Raw genomic sequence first — 19,786 nt, forward strand, 5'->3', positions numbered from 1 at the left:
TCACTCCAAGCTCTCTAGCATGTCTACTAGTTTTTGTCTTAACTCCTGTAGTTGTTCATCGATACTGACGACAATTCTTCCATGATTTGTTTCGATAAAACAATCCGTAGCAGCCATTTCTTCGTCCACGAATATCATAAAAGGCACATCTACTGGAAACAAAGAGGCAAGCTCTTCCCGATTGCTTGATACTAAAGCAAAATAAGTTGATGATACATAGAGCTTAATTTCTTTCATCTCTCTTGCTTCTTTTAATCCTCTTTTCACGATAGATAAAAACAATTCAGTGTCTTCTTCTAATTTGGTACTTATTATTCGCTCAGCTGTTCGCAGACCAAGTTCCAATATTACTTGTTCTTGCTGTTGCAAATAATTTGCTGCATTTTCATGAGCTATTTGCATCGTTTCATTTGCAATTTGTATAGAATGTTGCATATCGGAAAGGGCTTTTTGACGCCCTTCCTCTATTCCTTGGGTAAAACCTTCGTCATATGCTTGTTGTTGAAATGCCAGTTTCTGTTCATCCCATGCTTTTCGTTCGTGTTCAATCGATTGATAGGCTTCTTCTATTTCACTTGCCAATGTAGCTTTTTTTTGCGCAATTTCTTGCTCTACTTCTTGCACCATCTTTTCTCTTTCTCTTAATAGGATTTCTAAAGTAAGAGGTTGCTCGGTATCTATTTCTTCTTGTACATGAAGATTTCTTATTTCAATTGACTTTAATTTTTCGCTGTTTTCACTTACTTGTACGCTTCGGAAAATTCTAGACAATAATGTCATCTCCTCCACCACGTGCAATAATGATTTCGCCCGCATCTTCTAATCTTCGAATAACTGTTACGATACGAGATTGTGCTTCTTCCACATCTCGTAAACGAACCGGCCCCATAAATTCCATTTCTTCTTTAAAGGATTCTGCCATGCGTGTGGACATATTCCGGAAAATAACATCTTTAACTTCTTCACTCGATACTTTCATAGAAAGAAGTAAATCTTCGTTTTCACAATCGCGAATAACCCGTTGAATCGATCGGTTGTCCAATGTAACAATGTCCTCGAATACAAACATTCGTTTCTTGATCTCTTCTGCAAGTTCCGGATCTTGAATTTCTAAAGCGTCTAAAATTGTTTTTTCGGTTGTACGATCGACACCGTTCAGTACTTCGACTACCGCATCGACTCCACCAGTTTCGGTATAGTCCTGGGTAACAGTGGAAGAAAGTTTTCGTTCTAACACCGATTCAATTTCACTTATTACTTCAGGTGATGTAGAATCCATCGTCGCGATTCGTTTTGCAATATCTGCCTGCATTTCTTGTGGCAATGAAGAAAGAATAATCCCAGCTTGCTGTGCTTCTAAATAAGATAAGATCAGCGCAATTGTTTGTGGATGCTCATTTTGAATGAAATTAAATAATTGTGTCGGCTCGGCTCGTCTTGCAAAATCAAAAGGTCGCACTTGTAAGGAAGATGTTAAACGATTAATAATCGCTTGGGCATGATCTGAACCAAGTGCTTTTTCAAGAACCGTCTTGGCATACCCGATACCGCCTTGCGAAATATAATCTTGCGCAAGGGCAATATTGTGAAATTCTTCAATAATATCTTCTTTAATATCCGGCTCTACTTTTTTAACGCTAGATATTTCTAATGTTAAACGCTCGATTTCTTCTTCATTTAAATGTTTATAAATGGAAGCTGACACTTCAGGTCCAAGAGAAATCAATAAGAGTGCGGCTTTTTGTTTACCACTTAGTTCTTTTTCTTTTTTATTCATAGCAGTCTCCCCAATCAATTACGCCTCGGCGTAATTGCGTCCAGATTTTGAATTCCGCGAGCGCATTTAACTCCCTTCAAAATCTGTGACATCCGCCGGAGGCTTTAACTTTATTCTGTAGAATATAGTCAATCTTCGGCAATCCAAGTACGTAACAATTTCGCGAAATCTTCTGGCTTGTCTTTTGCCATTTTTTCAAGTTGTTTTCGTCTTAAGCTAGCTTCTGTTTCTTTTTCATCATTAATGTCATCGATTTTCAATACTTCTCTTTGTTCTTCGAGAATAACTTGTTCTTCTTCGTCATTTCTTCTAGATCGTAAAATGAAAATTACAAGAAGGATAATCGCAACTAGTAAAATACCTCCTACTACGTACACCCACCAAGGAATAGTAGCAGTAGTTTCTACATTCGCTACAGATTTACCATTAAATTGTTGTACAGACACTACAATTTTTTCTTGAAGTTGTTGTTCCGTTAGTACTCCTACTTCATCTTTATCAATAGAAGTTCGAATAATTGTTGCAAGGATTTGTTCGATATCCCCTTGGACGCCAGTAGGCATCGATGCAATATCTTCAGGATTTGGTGGTTCTACCATTACTTGAATTCCGATATCTCTAATTTTATAAGGGCTTTCGACAATTTCTTTTCGAATTCGATTCACTTCACTATTAATCATATCTTCGGTTCTTTCATAATCACCGTTTGCTGTAGAACCTTCTACATAGTTCGTAAAGTTATCCGTCGCATCTTCTGCTTGAGGTGTTCCCCCTGCAATAGGGTTATTTCCTGTGAACGTCTCTGAAATACGCTGTGCACTAATCTCGATTCCAGCCATATTTTCTTCATCAACAGGAAGCACTAAATTTTCTTCTCTATTTTCTTGTTGGAAATCGATATCCGTTGTAACCGAAACAACTACTTTGTCTTGCCCCATTAGAGTGCCTAACATCGTTTGTACTTGTCTTTGTAGGTCGCGTTCAATGGTCTTTTTAATCGTCATTTGATCAGTTACGCTTGTTCCGCCCATACCGGTAGTCGCCTGTGCCATATCAAAATATTCTAAATACTGATTTCGAATTGTAATATCTTCAGTAGATAAGTTTGGAACGGATTTAGATACTAAGTTGTATAAAGACGTAATTTGAGATTCCGTAAACTGATATCCTGGTTCTGTATTTAATATAATTGCAGCACTAGCCGTTCCATTGCTTTGTGATAAAAACACGCTTTCTTCTGGTAATGTAATCATTACTTTAGCGTCTTTTATTCCCTTTACACCTTTAATCAGATTAGCTAATTCCGTTTGCATTGAAGCTAATTTTAAAACGTTAAATTCGTTGTCTGTCATTCCGAAACCAGCATTTTGAGAAAAGAAGCTATAGTCAATCATTCCTGACTGTGGAAACCCTTCTGCCGCTAGTTGTACTAATAGTGCATCTACTTGATCTGCGGGAACGGAAATCGATGTCCCACCAGCGGCAATCTCATTCGGTACTCCTTGTGCATCTAATGTTTCTTTAATACGTCCTATTTCAGAAGGAGAAACATCCGAGTATAGAGGAACAAATTCTGTTTTGGTTAAGAAGTAGGTAAGTAGAGCGGCTAGTAATATAACGGCAACACCACTACCTATTATTGTCCCTTTTTGTGCTTTCGTTCTACTTTTCCAAAATAGGCTTATATCATTTGTGATTTTTTTTATACGTTCATTCATTATTATCCTCCGGTTATGGTGAATATTTTTGCTCGATATTTAGCGATAACCGAGAGTTTAAACTGGCATTCGCATGATTTCTTGATACGCTTCAATTACTTTGTTTCGAATTTCTAAAGTTGCGTTCAATGTAATACTCGCTTTTTGTGAAGCAATCATCACATCGTGCAATTCTATATTTTCTCCACGAATTAATTTTTCTGTAGCAACATCAGATGCTTTTTGATTTGCATTTACAGAGTCAATCGCGCCTTTCAAAAAATCACCAAATTTTTCTTGTGCTTCTGCGGAACTCACTTTGGAAGTTGTAGAGGCAGGATTTATTTGGGAAGGGTTAAATAACGAAACAGATTCAATTGCCATTTTAGCTCAAACCTTCTTTCTTCTTATTTTCCAATTTCTAATGCTTTAGATAACATCGCTTTGTTTGCATTAAAAACTGTGACATTCGCTTCATAAGAGCGTGTAGCTGATATTAAGTCAACCATTTCTTTTAAAGGGTCAACATTAGGCATTTCTACATACCCTTCCTCATTCGCATCTATATGCGTAGGGTCATACACTAATTTGAATGGAGTTTCTGTATCTTCGTTTATTTTAGTTACTTTTACTCCATGTCCTAGACTATCTTTATTAGCTGTTCCCATTGCTACATTTAAGAAATTCGAAAATTTCCCTTCTATTGGTTGTAATGTGACTGTTTTTCTTCTATAAGCTTGCCACTCCCCATCGACCAATTTAGCACGTGTCGTGTCGACATTTGCCATATTAGAAGAAATAACATCCATCCGAAGACGTTGAGCAGTTAAAGCGGAAGCCGTGGTATTCATCCCATGAAAAATCGACATTATCTGCTTCCTCCTTTAATAACCGTTTGAAGTGTATTCAGTTTCCCACTAACACGGTCGACAAGCGCATTGTAGTAAAGCTGATTGGTCGCAAGATTTGCTTGCTCTTTATCCATGTCAACTCCATTTCCATTATTGCTGTAACGGTAATTATTATAGTCGAATAATCCAGAAGCACTAGTTTGCGCGCTAAAATTCATATGTTTCTGTTCTGTTCGATTAGCTGATATAGTACTATTTTTTGCTTTCGATAAAAATTCGTTAAAGCTAACAGTTCTCGCTTTGTAATTCGGTGTGTCAACATTCGCTATATTTTGCGCAATTGTTTTTTGTTTCGCCGCAGAGAAACCTAATCCTCTTTCCAGATTTGAAATTGTTCCACCAAATAAATCCAACTATTTCACCTCATTTTGCTTTTTCGACTTTTCTTTATAATAAGAATCTACGAAAATCATAATAATCTAATTGTAATGAAAACGTTACAATGTGTCTATTCAATTTAAGTTGATTTAATAGGTCCTTTTTCCTTTTTTTCGCTAATATTCGACTTTTTATTGTCTGTTCTATACAATTGTTAATTTTTGCATACATTGCCTCTAAAAATCAATCAAAAAACATCAAGTTTCACAAAAACTTAATGTTAGAAATATCTAAAAAGCGTCACTAGTATGACTTTTTATCCACCTAATTGCTTTCCGACATTTATTAGTCGCTTCTTCGACAAGAAATACCTTTTTTCGCATTTAACAATTTACTATTAAAAAAACTATGATTTGTGTTTTGTATCGAGCCTGTTACTGAGCTTTAATTCATTAAATAGGAATAATGCATTTTAAGGAAGTTACCGCTTGGATTTTCGCTGCAGGCGGACGACGCTTTCCGCCGGGTGAGCGATAAGCCAACACCGCCGCTTACGCGTACGTTGTGATGGCTTATCTTTCTCGCTCATCCGGCTGGAGTCGCCGCCTTACGCTGCATCAATGAAATATGCTAGCTAATTAGCGTTTAGCTAGACAAACCAAAAAAATATTTAAACCGCTGCACGAAGGCAAAAGTGGCAGCTATCACTATATGAAAAAAATTGTTAAACAGAGAACATAAACCTCACTATGTTACAAATAGCCAAATAATGTATATTTTTATAAAATTAATGGTCGTCTCCTATTAAGCAAACTCTTGGATTTGAGAAATAATTGCTTCCGTACATAAATTGGTTGCTCTTATCCATTAACTGGATAAATTTCTACGAGATACTTACTAATAATGGATTTCCCTCTTCGATTCTAATAAAACTTTTGGTTTATAAAGCGATAATCTAATTAGTCAGCAAGCTCCTCTGATCCTTGCGGAAGGGCGGCGACTCCAGCGGAGGCCAACAGGATGTTGGTCATGAAGGCGTTGCCACACGATGTGGCACACTTAGCCTTCGTTCTTCTGTTGAGACAGATGAACCTTCACAGCGCACGCGTAGCGTCGGTGAAGGTTCATCGCTCATCGCTCACCCCGCTAAAAAAAGCGTCCGCCCTGTAGCGAAAATCCTTGCGGACACTTGATTCAACTTGCTAAGACGCATTATTCCTAAAAAGCGAAGGGCAGTGTGCAAATAATATAAGGTCATTTTTATTAAATACTACTTGTAGCAATACTGTGGGATTTCGCTAAATTTACAAAATTTTTGCCCCACAAAAAACCTCTTCTACCATTAAGTAGAAGAGGCTAATTTTATTTTACGTATTATTTCATTTTCAACTGAGCTAATTCAGCAAGGAATTTGTCGTTTAGAACTTTAATATAAGTTCCTTTCATTCCTAATGATCTTGATTCAATTACTCCAGCACTTTCTAGTTTACGTAGTGCGTTTACAATTACAGAACGAGTGATTCCTACACGATCCGCAATTTTAGAAGCAACAAGTAATCCTTCATTGCCATCTAGTTCTTCAAAAATATGCTCAATCGCTTCTAATTCACTGTAAGATAATGAATTAATCGCCATTTGAACGACTGCTTTACTACGTGCTTCTTCTTCAATTTCTTCCGATTTTTCACGAAGGATTTCCATACCAACTACAGTCGCACCATATTCACCAAGGATTAGATCATCATCATGGAATTCTTGTTTCAAACGACCTAGAATCAACGTACCTAAACGCTCGCCTCCGCCAATAATTGGGACGATTGTTGTTAAGCCTTCATTAAATAACTCACGGTTTTCCTCAGGAAATACAGAATGTTTACTGTACACATCTAAGTTAGGTGAAGTCTCAGTTACTGTAAACAAATTTTTTGTATATTCTTCCGGAAATTGACGCTCTTCCATCATTTTTATAATACGTTCGTTTTCAATTTGTTGGTGTACTTCAAATCCAAGTAATTTACCTTTTCTGCTTACGATGAATGCATTACATTCGATTACTTCACTTAATGTTGCTGCCATTTCTTTAAAGTTAACTGGTTTACCAGCAGATGCTTGTAGCATCGAGTTAATCTTTCTTGTTTTGTCTAATAAATTCATTTTTGTATCCTCCATTGTAGTTCCATTATTTATTTTTTATATTCTAAAGCTTTTCAATTATTTTTTGAAAACACCCAGTATTCCATTCTACAGTATAAACTGAGATAAATCTTTGTTTTTCACAATATTGTCAAGTTTTTGATCGATATAAGTTGGTGTGATTTGAATATGGGCTGGTGAAATGTCAGAAGCTTCATAAGAAAGTTCTTCTAAAATTTTCTCCAGAATGGTATGAAGTCTTCTAGCTCCAATATTATCAGTTTCTTGGTTGACTTCATAAGCGATTTCCCCAATTCGTTCGATTGATTCGTCTGAAAATGTTATCGTTACTCCTTCTGTTTGAAGTAAAGCTTCGTATTGCTTCACTAGAGAATGTTGAGGCTCTTTTAAAATTCGAACAAAATCATCTTTCGTTAGCTTTTCCAGTTCTACACGAATCGGAAAACGACCCTGCAATTCCGGAATGAGATCCGATGGTTTCGACATATGAAAAGCTCCTGCAGCAATAAACAAAATATAATCTGTTTTAACTGCTCCATATTTAGTCGTAACAGTAGAACCTTCCACAATCGGTAAAATATCTCGTTGAACACCCTCCCTTGAAACATCCACAGAAGAATTACTTCCACTCCTACTCGCAATCTTATCCATCTCATCGATAAAGATTATCCCGGATTGTTCTGTTTTTTCGATTGCAATTTGGGCAATTTCATCATTGTCTATTAACTTACCCGCTTCTTCATGAACTAAAACTTTCCGCGCATCTTTCACTTTCATTTTTCTTTTCTTCTTTTTCTTTGGCATTAAACTAGAAAACGCGTCTTGCATATTCATACCCATGCTTTCCATTCCGCCGCCTTGCAACGCGTCAAAAATCGATGGTGCTGCTTCCGTTACTTCGACTGTTACAATTTCATCCTCGAGTTTACCGTCTCTTAAATCTTCGGCAATTTGGGAGCGTTTTAAACGTATATCTGTATCTTCTATATCAGAATTTTCATCTTCGGCTTTTCCACCAAAAAGAGCTTCAAACGGATTTTGATTGGCATTCTTTTTCTTCAATGATGGAACTAATAACTTAACAATTGCATCGTTTGCCAAACGAATGGCTTGATCCTTAACTTCTTCCATTTTTTCTTCTTTTACAATTCGAATGGCTGCTTCAACTAGATCTCTTACCATCGATTCCACATCTCTACCGACATACCCGACTTCTGTAAACTTAGTTGCTTCCACTTTTACAAAAGGCGCCTTTGTCAGTTTTGCAATTCTTCTAGCAATTTCCGTTTTCCCTACACCAGTAGGTCCAATCATTAAGATATTTTTCGGTATTACTTCATTCTTCATCTCTTCGTTTAGTAATTGTCTTCGATATCGATTTCGAAGTGCAACTGCCACAGCTTTTTTAGCCGTTTCCTGACCAACGATAAAGTTATTTAAATGCTCTGTAATTTGTTTTGGGGTTAAGTTAGTTTCTTTCATTCACCTAATACCTCCACAATAATTTGATGATTCGTAAATACGCAAATATCAGCAGCAGTAGTTAAAGACGCAACCGCAATTTCTTTTGCAGACATTTTATCTCCAGCATACTGTTTTAATGCTCTCCCAGCGGCAAGTGCGTAATTCCCACCAGATCCAATCGCAAGAATTCCATCGTCTGGTTCAATTACTTCCCCAGTACCAGAGACTAATAATAGATTTTTGCTATCCATTACTAAGAGCATTGCCTCTAGTTGTCGTAGCATTTTGTCTCCTCGCCATTGTTTGGCAAGCTCAACAGCTGCACGTTGAAGGTTTCCATTATACTCCATTAGTTTCCCTTCAAACATTTCAAATAATGTAAATGCATCTGCTACGGAACCAGCAAATCCTGCTACAACTTGACCGTTAAATAATCTTCTTACTTTTTTCGCTGTATGTTTCATCACGACTTGATTGCCTAATGTAACTTGCCCATCTCCTGCCATAGCATGAGTACCGTTATGACTAACCGCAAAAATCGTTGTTGCATGAATACTAGACATTTTACCATTACCTCCAATAGATCAAATTCACTTTATTGTTATTGAATGCTATGCTCGAGGATGAGCATTCATATACGTTTTTCGTAAATGTTCTTTCGTTACATGGGTGTATACTTGAGTAGAAGATAGATGCGAGTGACCTAATAGCTCTTGAACGCTTCTTAAATCCGCCCCATTGTTTAATAAATGCGTGGCAAAAGTATGGCGTAGCATATGAGGATAAATCGTTGAATGCATAGATGCTTTTTCCATCATTCCATTTAAAATATACCGTACTCCTTCTGTCGTTAAATGTTCTCCCCTGTTATTCACGAATAAAAAAGGATGGGAAGAGCGCTTCATCAGTTTGGGCCGACTATTCAACACATATTCTTCTACCGCAGAAAGTGCAAAGTCGCCTACAGGTACATATCGCTCTTTTCTACCTTTTCCTAAGACACGAACGACCCCGTAATTACTATCTATATGACGTAATTCGATTGATATAAGTTCACTTACACGTATTCCAGTTGCATATAATAATTCAAGTATCGCTATATTACGAACGGATAATGGATCGGTCGCCTTATTCGCTTCAAATAATTTCGCCATTTCTTCTTCATAAAAGAAATGTGGCAGCCTCGTTTCTTTCTTCGGATGGTATAATGATTGGAAAGCATCATCTCGAATATTGTATTCTCTATGCAAAAATTTATAGTAAGAGCGTATGGAAGATATCTTCCGAGAAATAGAAGTTCTTGCAAGTTGCTCCTCATATAAGTTCGTAACATACAATCTTGCATGGACATACTCTACATCATTTAAATTATTTACTCCTTCTATCTCTAGAAACTGGATAAATTGTTTTATATCGTTTTCATATTCGCGAACAGTTAGATTTGAATAATTTTTTTCTAATTGAATATACGCGATGAAAGCATGTAATTTATCAGATTCAATCATGCAAAACAACTCCATTACATTTCCATAGTAAAAGCCTCTAAAAGTATACAACTTTTAAGAGGCTTAAAGCAATTATATTGCTGTATTTTTCATAAAATTTCGAATTGTCGTTAGCGCTCTGTTCGCTAATTGTTCTGTTCTTGCCTTTTTATCTCTCACTTTAGGCTGTAATTCTGGGAATAAGCCAAAGTTTATATTCATAGGTTGGAAGTTCTTTGGGTCTGCTTCAGTTATATATCGCGCCATACTACCAAGTGCTGTTTCACTTGGGAATACGACTAACTCTTCCCCTTTTGCAAGTTTCGCCGCATTAATACCTGCGAGTAGCCCACTACCAGCTGATTCTACATATCCTTCTACACCCGTCATTTGTCCAGCAAAGAAAATGTTTTGATTTGCTTTTAATTGATACGTCGGTTGTAACACATATGGCGAATTGATGAACGTATTACGATGCATTACACCATATCGAACGATTTCCACATTTTCAAGACCAGGTATTAACTTCAACACTTCTTTTTGTGGACCCCATTTTAAATGCGTTTGGAATCCTACGATATTATAAAGTGTTCCAGCTGCATCATCTTGTCTAAGTTGTACAACCGCATATGGACGTTTGCCCGTTTTCGGATCTTCTAGACCTACTGGCTTCATCGGTCCGAATAACAATGTTTTGCGACCACGCTCCGCCATTACTTCTACTGGCATACAGCCTTCAAAATAAATTTCTTTCTCAAATTCTTTTAAAGGCACTACTTCTGCTGCTACTAATGCATCATAGAAGCGATTGAACTCTTCTTCTGTCATCGGACAGTTTAAATAAGCCGCTTCCCCTTTATCATAACGGGATTTCAAATATACTTTGTCCATATCGATACTGTCTTTTTCCACAATTGGAGCAGCAGCATCGTAGAAGTATAAGTATTCTTGACCTGTCATTTTTTGAACTTTTTCTGCAAGTGCTGGAGAAGTTAAAGGCCCTGTTGCGATAACCGTAATACCTTCTGGGATTTCCGTTACTTCTCCACTCACAACTTCAATCAATGGATGATTGCGAATAGCCTCTGTCACTCTTCCAGCAAAATCATGTCGATCAACTGCAAGTGCACCACCAGCTGGTACACTACTATTATCAGCGGACTCAATAATAAGGGAATCTAACATACGCATTTCTTCTTTAATAACGCCTACAGCATTCGTTAAATTATTTGCTCGAAGGGAATTGGAACATACTAGCTCCGCAAATTTATCTGTATGATGAGCTGGTGTTTGTTTTACAGGGCGCATTTCATAAAGACGCACTTTCACGCCTCTTTTTGCAATTTGCCAAGCTGCTTCACTTCCTGCAAGTCCTCCACCAATAACGTTTACAATTTCAGTCATGTCGTATCCTTCTTTCTTTAACTCTGCGGATCTTCTTTATAGTCGCAAGAAACGCATTGTATTTGTATACCTTTTTTCAATTTCTTCTCTACTAGCATAGCATTACATTTAGGACATGGTCGATTGATAGGCTTGTCCCACGAAACAAAATCACATGTTGGGTATTGGTCACAGCCGTAAAACAATCGTTTTGTTTTACTTTTTCGTTCGACAATCTGCCCTTTTTTACAAGATGGACATGGCACGCCAATTTCCTTAATAATCGCTTTTGTATTTCTACAATCCGGAAAATTGCTACAAGCCATAAATTTACCATAGCGTCCTAATTTATATACCATGGGAGAACCACAATTTTCACAGTCCTCTCCAGTAGGTTCATCTTTTATGACGATTTTTTCCATTTCAGCATCTGCATGCTCCACGTGTTTCGCAAAGTCTTGGTAGAAACCATCAATTACTTCTACCCATTTCACTTGTCCTTCTTCGACACTATCTAAATCTTGTTCCATTTGAACAGTAAATTCAATATCCAAAATGTTCGGAAAAAATTCTAATACGAGTTGATGGACAATCATTCCAAGTTCAGTAGGCACGAAACGTTTCGTTTCTAATGCAACATACCCTCTTTTTTGAATCGTATCGAGCGTCGGTGCGTAAGTGGATGGTCTACCTATCCCTAGCTCTTCTAGTGTTTTTACGAGTCTTGCTTCCGAATATCTTGGAGGCGGTTGCGTAAAATGCTGCTTCGGTTCAATGGATAAAGCACTTACTTTATCTCCGACCGCTAACACAGGTAAAAGTTTGTCTTTATCATCTGTTTGATCATCTGATCCTTCTACATACACTTTCATAAAACCAGGGAATTTTATTTGCGAACCATTTGCACGAAATACAGCTTCCCCGTTTTTCAAATCTACTGCAACTGTATCTAAAATGGCAGGAGCCATTTGACTGGCGATAAATCGTTCCCATATTAACTTGTACAAACGAAATAAGTCACGAGACAAAATTGCCTTCAACTCATTTGGTGTTCTTAAAACACTTGTAGGACGTACTGCTTCATGGGCATCTTGTGCTTTTTTTGACTGTTTTTCTGCTTTTTTCGTTGCAATAAACTCTGAACCGTATTCTTGTGTTATGAATTCTTGTGCATCTGCTTTTGCAGTTTCCGAAATTCGCGTAGAGTCTGTTCGCATGTAAGTAATTAGACCGACAGTACCTTCTTTTTTACCAAGATCAATACCTTCGTATAATTGTTGCGCAAGCATCATCGTTTTTCTAGCTCTAAAGTTGAGCTTGCGAGCCGCTTCTTGTTGAAGGGATGAAGTCGTAAAAGAAGGCGCGGGATTTCTTTTGCGCTCTTTTTTCACTACGTTCGTTACTTCGAATTTTTTGCCCTTCATCACATTTAAAATTGCTTTTACTTCTTGCTCATTTGACAGCTTTACTTTTTCTTTTTCCGTACCGTAATAAAGTGCATCAAATGCTTTCTTATCTTTTTCGAATTGCCCTTCAATCGTCCAGTACTCCTCAGGGACAAAATTATTAATTTCGTTTTCGCGGTCAATGATCAAACGAAGTGCAACGGATTGAACACGGCCTGCCGAAAGACCTTTTTTGACTTTCTTCCATAGTATAGGGCTAATATTGTAACCTACGAGGCGATCCAAAATTCTTCTTGCTTGCTGTGCATCTACTAAATCCATATTAATCGGTCTAGGATGCTTAAAAGATTCTAGAATGGCATCTTTTGTAATTTCATTAAATACAACACGACAATCAGATTCAATATCAACATTTAATGAGTTAGCTAAATGCCATGCAATCGCTTCCCCTTCTCTGTCGGGGTCAGCTGCGAGATATACTTTCTTCGCTTTTTTTGCCGCTTTTTTTAAATCTTGTAATATGGGACCTTTTCCACGTATCGTAATATATTTTGGCTCATAGTCATTTTCCACATCGACACCCATTTGACTTCTAGGTAAATCGCGTACATGACCGACTGATGCTTTTACTTTATATTTTTTTCCAAGGTATCGCTCAATCGTTTTTGCTTTTGCTGGCGATTCTACTATAACTAAATAATCCGACATAAATGTGCCTCCTTATAGAAGGTAACTCGCTTTATTCTACAAAACAAATACCTGTTGCAAAATGTATAACAGTTTCTTAATAAATGCAAGACTTTTCATTTTTAAATTATTTTATTCGTTTGTTATTTTAGTAATTCTTCTAGTATTTGATGTCCATCCCAAACAGGCTTCGCGCCTTCTAGTATAAGGAGATGCGGGCCTGCAGAAAGGGGGGAAAAGATAGACCCTGGAATCGCAAATATTTCTTTTCCGTTTTCAAGTGCATGTTCCATTGTCGAAACTGTACCACTTTTTGCTTTTGCTTCTGTAATAACGACACCTTGTGACAATCCACTAATGATTCGATTTCGCATAGGAAAATTCCACTTTTTTGGTGTTATATACGGAGGATATTCTGTTACTAATAACTGATTTATCGACATTTTATGCGCTAGGTCTACGTTTTGTTTTGGATACATATGAAAAAATCCAGTACCTAATACAGCAATTGTTTTTCCACCATATCGCATCGTAATTTCATGTGCTAATGTATCGGCACCTTTCGCTAGTCCACTAACGATGACATAGTTTTTTTCTATTAATGGAGGTAAAATTTTTTCAATACTACTTTTAGAGTATTCGGACGCTTCTCTTGAACCAATAATTGCAAGTTTCTTATCATTTTGCAGTAAATTTACATCACCTTTTACATATAATACTGCTGGCGGATCATACAAGTTTAATAGATTCGATGGGTAAATGGGATTAGTGTAAATAATGGGGGATATGGTATGTTTTTCATACATTTGTAGAAGTGGGATTTCGACAATTTTTTGGTACATTTGTTGTAAATTTATCGCGCGTTTTTGCGAAATTCTACAAATATTTGCAAGCTTTTGAGTCTCCATTTTGTCTAATTGAGTTAATTGTGGGTCATACTCAAGTAGAGGATTTAGCTTGTTTAAAGGAACTGGAAATACATAATGCAAAGCTAAAAATCGTTTAATGAATGTTTCATCTCTCATTTCTGCCCTCCTATAAAAATAGTACGGTAGCATCATTCGATGCACCGTACTACTAATATTAATGTGTTTTACAAGCGTCGTAAAGTCCTGCTTCTTTTATTGCTTCTATTAAAGTTTCACCAATTACAGATGGAGTTGCAGCAACTTTCATTCCTGCATCTTTCATCGCTTGGATTTTTCCTTCTGCAGTACCTTGGCCACCAGAGATAATTGCTCCAGCATGTCCCATACGTTTTCCTTCAGGAGCTGTTTGACCACCAATAAATCCTACAACTGGTTTTTTCATGTTTGCTTTAATCCATGCTGCTGCTTCTTCTTCTGCAGTACCACCGATCTCACCAATCATTACAACTGCATACGTTTCTTCATCTTCATTGAATGCAGTTAATGCATCGATAAAGTTTGTTCCGTTTACAGGATCTCCACCAATACCTACAGCTGTTGTTTGACCGATACCAGCTTGTGTTAACTGATGAACTGCTTCATACGTTAATGTACCAGAACGTGATACAACGCCTACATGACCTTTTGTATGAATATATCCTGGCATAATACCGATTTTACATTCGTCTGCCGTAATAACACCTGGGCAGTTTGGTCCTACTAGACGAGTTTTCTTGCCTTCCATATAACGTTTTACGTTTACCATGTCAAGCACTGGGATATGTTCTGTAATACAGATTGTCATATCTAGATCGGCATCTACCGCCTCCATAATCGCATCAGCAGCAAATGGAGCTGGTACATAAATTACGGAAACGTTCGCACCAGTAGCTTTTACAGCATCTTCTACTGTATTGAAAACTGGAACGCCTTCTACTTCTGTACCACCTTTACCAGGTGTAACCCCAGCAACGATTTTCGTACCGTATTCAAGCATTTGTTTTGTATGGAAAAGAGCAGTTGAGCCCGTAATTCCTTGAACGATTACTTTCGTATCTTTATTAATATATACGCCCACAATATGTCCCTGCCTTTCTTATCCTACAAGATTAACGATTTTTTGAGCACCGTCTGCCATTGAGTCAGCAGCGATTATATTTAAGCCGGATTCATTTAATAATTTTTTACCTAAATCGACATTTGTACCTTCTAAACGAACTACTAATGGCACAGAAAGTCCTACTTCTTTCGCAGCAATAATAACACCTTCTGCGATAACGTCACATTTCATAATACCACCGAAGATATTTACGAAAATACCTTTTACGTTTGCATCAGAAAGGATGATTTTGAATGCTTCTGTAACTTTTTCAGCTGTAGCACCGCCCCCAACGTCCAGGAAGTTTGCGGGTGAACCGCCGTAATAGCTGATCGTATCCATCGTAGCCATTGCAAGACCTGCTCCATTAACCATACAACCAATATTTCCATCTAATGAAATATAGCTTAAGTCATATTTAGAAGCTTCGATTTCTTTTGCATCTTCTTCATCAAAATCACGCATTTCTAAAATATCGCTATGGCGATATAAAGCGTTTGCATCGAAGTTGAATTTTGCATCAAGCGCTAATACATTGTCATCCGCAGTTACTACTAACGGGTTGATCTCAACGATTGAAGCATCTTTTTCTTTATACACTTGGTATAAGCCAAGCATAAATTTAGCTGCTTTATTAACAAGTTTTGCTGGAATATTCATATTAAAAGCCATGCGACGAGCTTGGAAACCTGTTAAACCTACAACAGGGTCAATCTCTTCATAGAAAAGCTTTTCCGGTGTATTTGCAGCTACTTCCTCGATATCCATACCGCCCTCTTCAGAGCCCATCAATGTTACACGAGAAGTTGCACGGTCTAGTACTAAACCTACATAATACTCCTTCTTAATATCGCTACCTTCTTCGATTAGTAAACGTTTAATTTCTTTACCTTCCGGACCTGTTTGGTGTGTTACTAACACTTTCCCTAAAAGTTCCTTCGCGTATTCACGTACTTCATCTAAATTTTTTGCGATTTTTACTCCACCAGCTTTACCACGACCACCTGCGTGGATTTGAGCTTTCACAACAATAACGCTTGAGCCTAACTCTTTTGCCGCTTTTACTGCCTCTTCAGGTGAAAAAGCAACAATTCCGTTTGAAACTGCTACGCCATATTGTCTGAGGAGTTGTTTCCCTTGATATTCATGGATATTCATCTTGCATCCTCCAATCAAACTTGTGTCAAGTAATATACTACCTTTTCATTGTATTAAAACTGTCACAACTTGTCCACAAAAGTCTAGTATTTATATAATTTATCGAATATTCCAATTTCATAACGGAAGAATTAGAATGGTAGATTGCTTTTTCCTTTTTCCTGATCAACTTTATAAATAAAAGCAAACACCTCTGCCACCGCTTGATATAACTCCTCCGGGATGGACTGATTAATATCAAGCTGACCAAGAAGTCCTACTAAACTTGCATCTTGTTGAATAGGTACATCATGTTCTTTTGCTTTTGCTAATATATTTTCGGCAATTTTTCCTTTTCCTTTTGCAACTACAGTCGGCGCATCCACAACACCAGGTTTATACGTTAGTGCAATCGCTTCTTTTCGGACTTGTTTCTCTTCTGTCATATGCGTATATCCACTCCTTGCGATTCCTTCGAAGCTACTTTTGACTGGAAATTTGATGCAAGTTTTTGTTCTTCAAATGTTTTCACAAATAAACCAGATAATGTGTATCCAACTGCTATTAACCCATCTTTTAGAGTCGTTTTAAATGCATTGGCGATCTGCTGCAATTGCGCGTCATCGTTGTACACAGTGATTGTTACTATTCTATTTTGCACTTGCATATCCACTATTGTTTCATCTAGCGTCTCTAAATTTAAATAAAACATAATTCTCGCAAAATCGGAATCTATTTTACCGTCTTCTTTCATCCGACCTTTCCACTCAAGCGTCGCATCCATTTTCTTCCCTAGAAATTCTAGCGGCACTTGCATAAGCAGTTGATGTTGAGGTCCGTTTTCACCCGACAAAATTTGCAAACCATTCATTCGTCCAAGTAACCCCTCTGCACTATCTCTTAGTGATGCAGAAATACTGTGATGTTGTATCAGTTCGACTAATTGAGGCTTTAACTGGAGCGCAATATTTCTTATTTCTTCCGTGTTATTTCCTAGTTTTGCTTCATAACTAAATCCTAGTGATTTTAATACTTCTTTCATCGCATGTTCAAACGCTTTTCCATCCAATTGGTTTAATACAGACTGCTCTGACTGAGTGATTAACTGCGAGTTTAAACTATTAGGGCTACTTTTTACTGTTGTAATTACTTGTTGTAATACTTGGCTAATACTTTCTACTGTTTGTCCTTTTCCAAGTAGTGTCACTAAATGCTCTTTAGCGGTTAAACGATTTGTATCTTCCCTGAAAATGGCCTGTTGACTTTGTTCTGCAAATATTTTAACAAGCGCATTATGGATTGGTTGGAGTTGACTATTTTCTTTTAACAAAGGCAACACTTGTTCTTTTTGCCCTACTGTCAATAATGGTTGTGCATTTATCCAGTTACTCAATTGTTCCACTATTACCCCTTTTTCAATTGGAGCAGCTTGTGCCAATTGTGCCATCCATTGACCCGCTGAATTAAGTAACGACTGCTGACTAACTAGAGGTGTAGGGGTCGATAAAGAGGCCGCTGCTGGTAATACTGCCACTTCTTTTAATGCTTGCAAAATAGGTAATCTTGTCGAAACACTTGTTTGCTGATTTTGAAGTATCTCTATTTGCTTTCCCAAAACCGCACCTGCAGCTGGTAAACGAAAAGGCTCTGCAATTTTTTGTAAGTTTTGCAGCACATCATTTTTTAAAGTTTGCGAAATAGTCGAATCTTGTTGTAATACTAATTTAAAATTATTTATTGATGACTGCAAGCCATCCGTGGATTTCCCGCTTATGACTGCTTCCAAAAGGTTTTGTGTGAGAGGCAACTGTAACTCTGTCATTTTTTGAATAGCCTCTAACCCCACTTTTAGCGAGACTCCTGGTGGCAACTGTTTTAGCAGCTGCTCTGCTTGTACTAGTATATCTTTCGAAATGGGTAATTGTTCTTTTAAGAAAAACTGGATAACTGCTTGCATTTCACTCGTTCTCGTCAAATTCATAGCCTGTATTAATTGGGTCGCTTGTTGTGCGAAAGTATTGCCGCCTGTTAATGGACCAGTCACTACTTTTAATTGAATTTCTGGAGACGCATTCGTTACTTGAAAAAAGTGTGCGTCTCCCGCTTTTAAAGGTGTTTCCAGTTTTGCGATGACTTTCTGATTGCCTATTTGCACTTCTGCGGTTTGGTTAGGATATAGTTTTTTTATCACTCCGTGTACTACTTGTCCTTCTTTCATCGGCATTTGTTTACTAGTTGTAACAACTTTAGATGACTGTGCTACAATAGATGAAAAAGATGTAGAAGTCATATATTCACCTCATTTTTTTAAAATGGACTTAATCGGTTCAAACGTTTTTCGATGATGTTCAGTAGGTCCGTATTTCTCTATCCGTTCAACATGCTCTTTTGTCCCGTATCCAGCATGTTTATTGAATAAATACTGTGGATATTTTTCGTGTAATTGATCCATGTATTCATCGCGAGCTGTTTTAGCAAGTATCGATGCCGCGGCAATTACTAAGCTTTGTGCATCCCCTTTTATAATAGAGTGCGTTTGTATATCAATCGGTAACTTCATCGCATCTACTAGCACAATGGAAGGTCGTTTATGTAATTGTAAAACCGATTCTGTCATAGATTGCTTTGTTGCTTCGTAAATATTTAGCTCATCAATTTTTTCGACGGTCTGAAAATGAATGAAATAGCTTATCGCATTGTTTTTAATTTTTATAGCTAGTTCATTTCGCTTTTCCTTTGAAAGCTGCTTGGAATCGTTTAAGCCAATTAGATCTTCTGCATCATTATTTAATATGACTGCCGCTGTCACTACAGGTCCCGCTAAAGGTCCTCTTCCCGCTTCATCGACTCCAGCCACAAGCTCATTTTCGTTTGCACAATAACTTCGATCGAATAATACTTTCGCTTCATGTGCTTGTTTTTCCACTAATATCATTTGCTGTTTTCTGTTCCAACTTTTCAATAGTTTTTGTGCACCAATTCTAGTGTCATTTTCTAATTCTTGTATCCAAGTTTCTGAACCAGTTGCTACTTCTAGTTTTTCTTTTATTTCTTTCAAACTTAACATTTTCACATCTACTTTCTCTTGCTTATTATTCTGTATCGGTCATTTTTCTGTATAATTAAAAAGCGCTTGCATACTTTCATTTTTTTTCTAACTATATGAATCTATAATTCATATTGTAGAGATAATGTGTCGTAAGGATAGGATCTTTGAGTTTGTCGTGTTGAGCGGTCTTTTTGTCGTGCTCGGGGTAGTCTTTGTCGTGTTCAAAGGCTAGTTTGTCGCGTTCGCAGTGGATTTTGTCTCATTCTACCATATACTGTAAAATTCAGAACTGATTAGTTAGTAATTTTCGTG

The 19,786-nt window shown here is 37.3% G+C and carries 18 protein-coding genes; all 18 read right to left on the reverse strand.

All coding sequences use genetic code 11. The features are described from left to right. The 18 genes from fliH to ACIQYS_RS04340 all read right to left on the reverse strand — a co-directional run bounded on the left by fliH (position 1) and on the right by ACIQYS_RS04340 (position 19,492). A complete protein-coding gene (fliH, locus tag ACIQYS_RS04255) occupies positions 1 to 780 on the reverse strand; it encodes a flagellar assembly protein FliH (RefSeq protein WP_402975425.1) in 780 nt (259 codons plus the stop codon). Then, complete coding sequence (gene fliG, locus ACIQYS_RS04260; protein ID WP_402975428.1) at positions 764 to 1,777, reverse strand: flagellar motor switch protein FliG; 1,014 nt, start codon at positions 1,775 to 1,777, stop codon at positions 764 to 766. The genes fliH and fliG overlap by 17 nt, the downstream gene beginning before the upstream one ends. Before the next feature lie 128 nt (positions 1,778 to 1,905). Further along, entirely contained in the window at positions 1,906 to 3,495 is a 1,590-nt protein-coding gene (gene fliF / locus ACIQYS_RS04265; RefSeq protein ID WP_402975431.1) for a flagellar basal-body MS-ring/collar protein FliF, read from the reverse strand. A gap of 57 nt (positions 3,496 to 3,552) precedes the next feature. Beyond that, positions 3,553 to 3,858, reverse strand: a complete 306-nt coding sequence (gene fliE, locus ACIQYS_RS04270) for a flagellar hook-basal body complex protein FliE (protein ID WP_402975434.1) — start codon at positions 3,856 to 3,858, stop codon at positions 3,553 to 3,555. Between the two features lie 23 nt (positions 3,859 to 3,881). After that, the gene (flgC, locus tag ACIQYS_RS04275; RefSeq protein WP_402975437.1) at positions 3,882 to 4,343 is read right to left on the reverse strand and encodes a flagellar basal body rod protein FlgC; all 462 of its coding nucleotides are present in this window, start codon (positions 4,341 to 4,343) and stop codon (positions 3,882 to 3,884) included. After that, positions 4,343 to 4,738 carry a flagellar basal body rod protein FlgB gene (gene flgB, locus ACIQYS_RS04280; RefSeq protein WP_402975440.1) on the reverse strand — a complete coding sequence of 132 codons (396 nt, stop codon included), beginning with the start codon at positions 4,736 to 4,738 and terminating at the stop codon, positions 4,343 to 4,345. Before flgB ends, flgC begins: the two co-directional genes overlap by 1 nt. Before the next feature lie 1,339 nt (positions 4,739 to 6,077). Further along, positions 6,078 to 6,857 carry a GTP-sensing pleiotropic transcriptional regulator CodY gene (gene codY, locus ACIQYS_RS04285; RefSeq protein ID WP_402975443.1) on the reverse strand — a complete coding sequence of 260 codons (780 nt, stop codon included), beginning with the start codon at positions 6,855 to 6,857 and terminating at the stop codon, positions 6,078 to 6,080. A gap of 87 nt (positions 6,858 to 6,944) precedes the next feature. Further along, positions 6,945 to 8,339 carry an ATP-dependent protease ATPase subunit HslU gene (gene hslU, locus ACIQYS_RS04290; protein WP_402975446.1) on the reverse strand — a complete coding sequence of 465 codons (1,395 nt, stop codon included), beginning with the start codon at positions 8,337 to 8,339 and terminating at the stop codon, positions 6,945 to 6,947. Beyond that, complete coding sequence (gene hslV / locus ACIQYS_RS04295; protein ID WP_402975449.1) at positions 8,336 to 8,884, reverse strand: ATP-dependent protease subunit HslV; 549 nt, start codon at positions 8,882 to 8,884, stop codon at positions 8,336 to 8,338. Before hslV ends, hslU begins: the two co-directional genes overlap by 4 nt. A gap of 48 nt (positions 8,885 to 8,932) precedes the next feature. Further along, the gene (xerC, locus tag ACIQYS_RS04300; protein ID WP_402975452.1) at positions 8,933 to 9,826 is read right to left on the reverse strand and encodes a tyrosine recombinase XerC; all 894 of its coding nucleotides are present in this window, start codon (positions 9,824 to 9,826) and stop codon (positions 8,933 to 8,935) included. Between the two features lie 72 nt (positions 9,827 to 9,898). Then, the gene (gene trmFO / locus ACIQYS_RS04305; protein WP_402975455.1) at positions 9,899 to 11,209 is read right to left on the reverse strand and encodes an FADH(2)-oxidizing methylenetetrahydrofolate--tRNA-(uracil(54)-C(5))-methyltransferase TrmFO; all 1,311 of its coding nucleotides are present in this window, start codon (positions 11,207 to 11,209) and stop codon (positions 9,899 to 9,901) included. A gap of 17 nt (positions 11,210 to 11,226) precedes the next feature. Then, entirely contained in the window at positions 11,227 to 13,302 is a 2,076-nt protein-coding gene (gene topA, locus ACIQYS_RS04310) for a type I DNA topoisomerase (protein WP_402975458.1), read from the reverse strand. 122 nt (positions 13,303 to 13,424) lie between these two features. Next, on the reverse strand, positions 13,425 to 14,306 hold the full coding sequence (dprA, locus tag ACIQYS_RS04315; protein ID WP_402975461.1) for a DNA-processing protein DprA: 882 nt from the start codon (positions 14,304 to 14,306) through the stop codon (positions 13,425 to 13,427). Positions 14,307 to 14,364: 58 nt separating this feature from the next. Beyond that, positions 14,365 to 15,267, reverse strand: coding sequence for a succinate--CoA ligase subunit alpha (gene sucD, locus ACIQYS_RS04320; protein ID WP_402975464.1), 903 nt, complete (start codon positions 15,265 to 15,267; stop codon positions 14,365 to 14,367). Between the two features lie 18 nt (positions 15,268 to 15,285). Then, the gene (gene sucC, locus ACIQYS_RS04325) at positions 15,286 to 16,446 is read right to left on the reverse strand and encodes an ADP-forming succinate--CoA ligase subunit beta (RefSeq protein ID WP_402975466.1); all 1,161 of its coding nucleotides are present in this window, start codon (positions 16,444 to 16,446) and stop codon (positions 15,286 to 15,288) included. Between the two features lie 131 nt (positions 16,447 to 16,577). Beyond that, positions 16,578 to 16,871, reverse strand: coding sequence for an EscU/YscU/HrcU family type III secretion system export apparatus switch protein (locus tag ACIQYS_RS04330; protein WP_402975469.1), 294 nt, complete (start codon positions 16,869 to 16,871; stop codon positions 16,578 to 16,580). Beyond that, positions 16,868 to 18,715, reverse strand: a complete 1,848-nt coding sequence (locus ACIQYS_RS04335) for a hypothetical protein (protein WP_402975472.1) — start codon at positions 18,713 to 18,715, stop codon at positions 16,868 to 16,870. Before ACIQYS_RS04335 ends, ACIQYS_RS04330 begins: the two co-directional genes overlap by 4 nt. Positions 18,716 to 18,724: 9 nt before the next feature. Beyond that, on the reverse strand, positions 18,725 to 19,492 hold the full coding sequence (locus ACIQYS_RS04340; RefSeq protein WP_402975587.1) for a ribonuclease HII: 768 nt from the start codon (positions 19,490 to 19,492) through the stop codon (positions 18,725 to 18,727). Positions 19,493 to 19,786: the final 294 nt, after the last annotated feature.

This window comes from Psychrobacillus sp. NPDC096426 (genome assembly GCF_044762745.1).
Classification (GTDB): Bacteria; Bacillota; Bacilli; order Bacillales_A; family Planococcaceae; genus Psychrobacillus.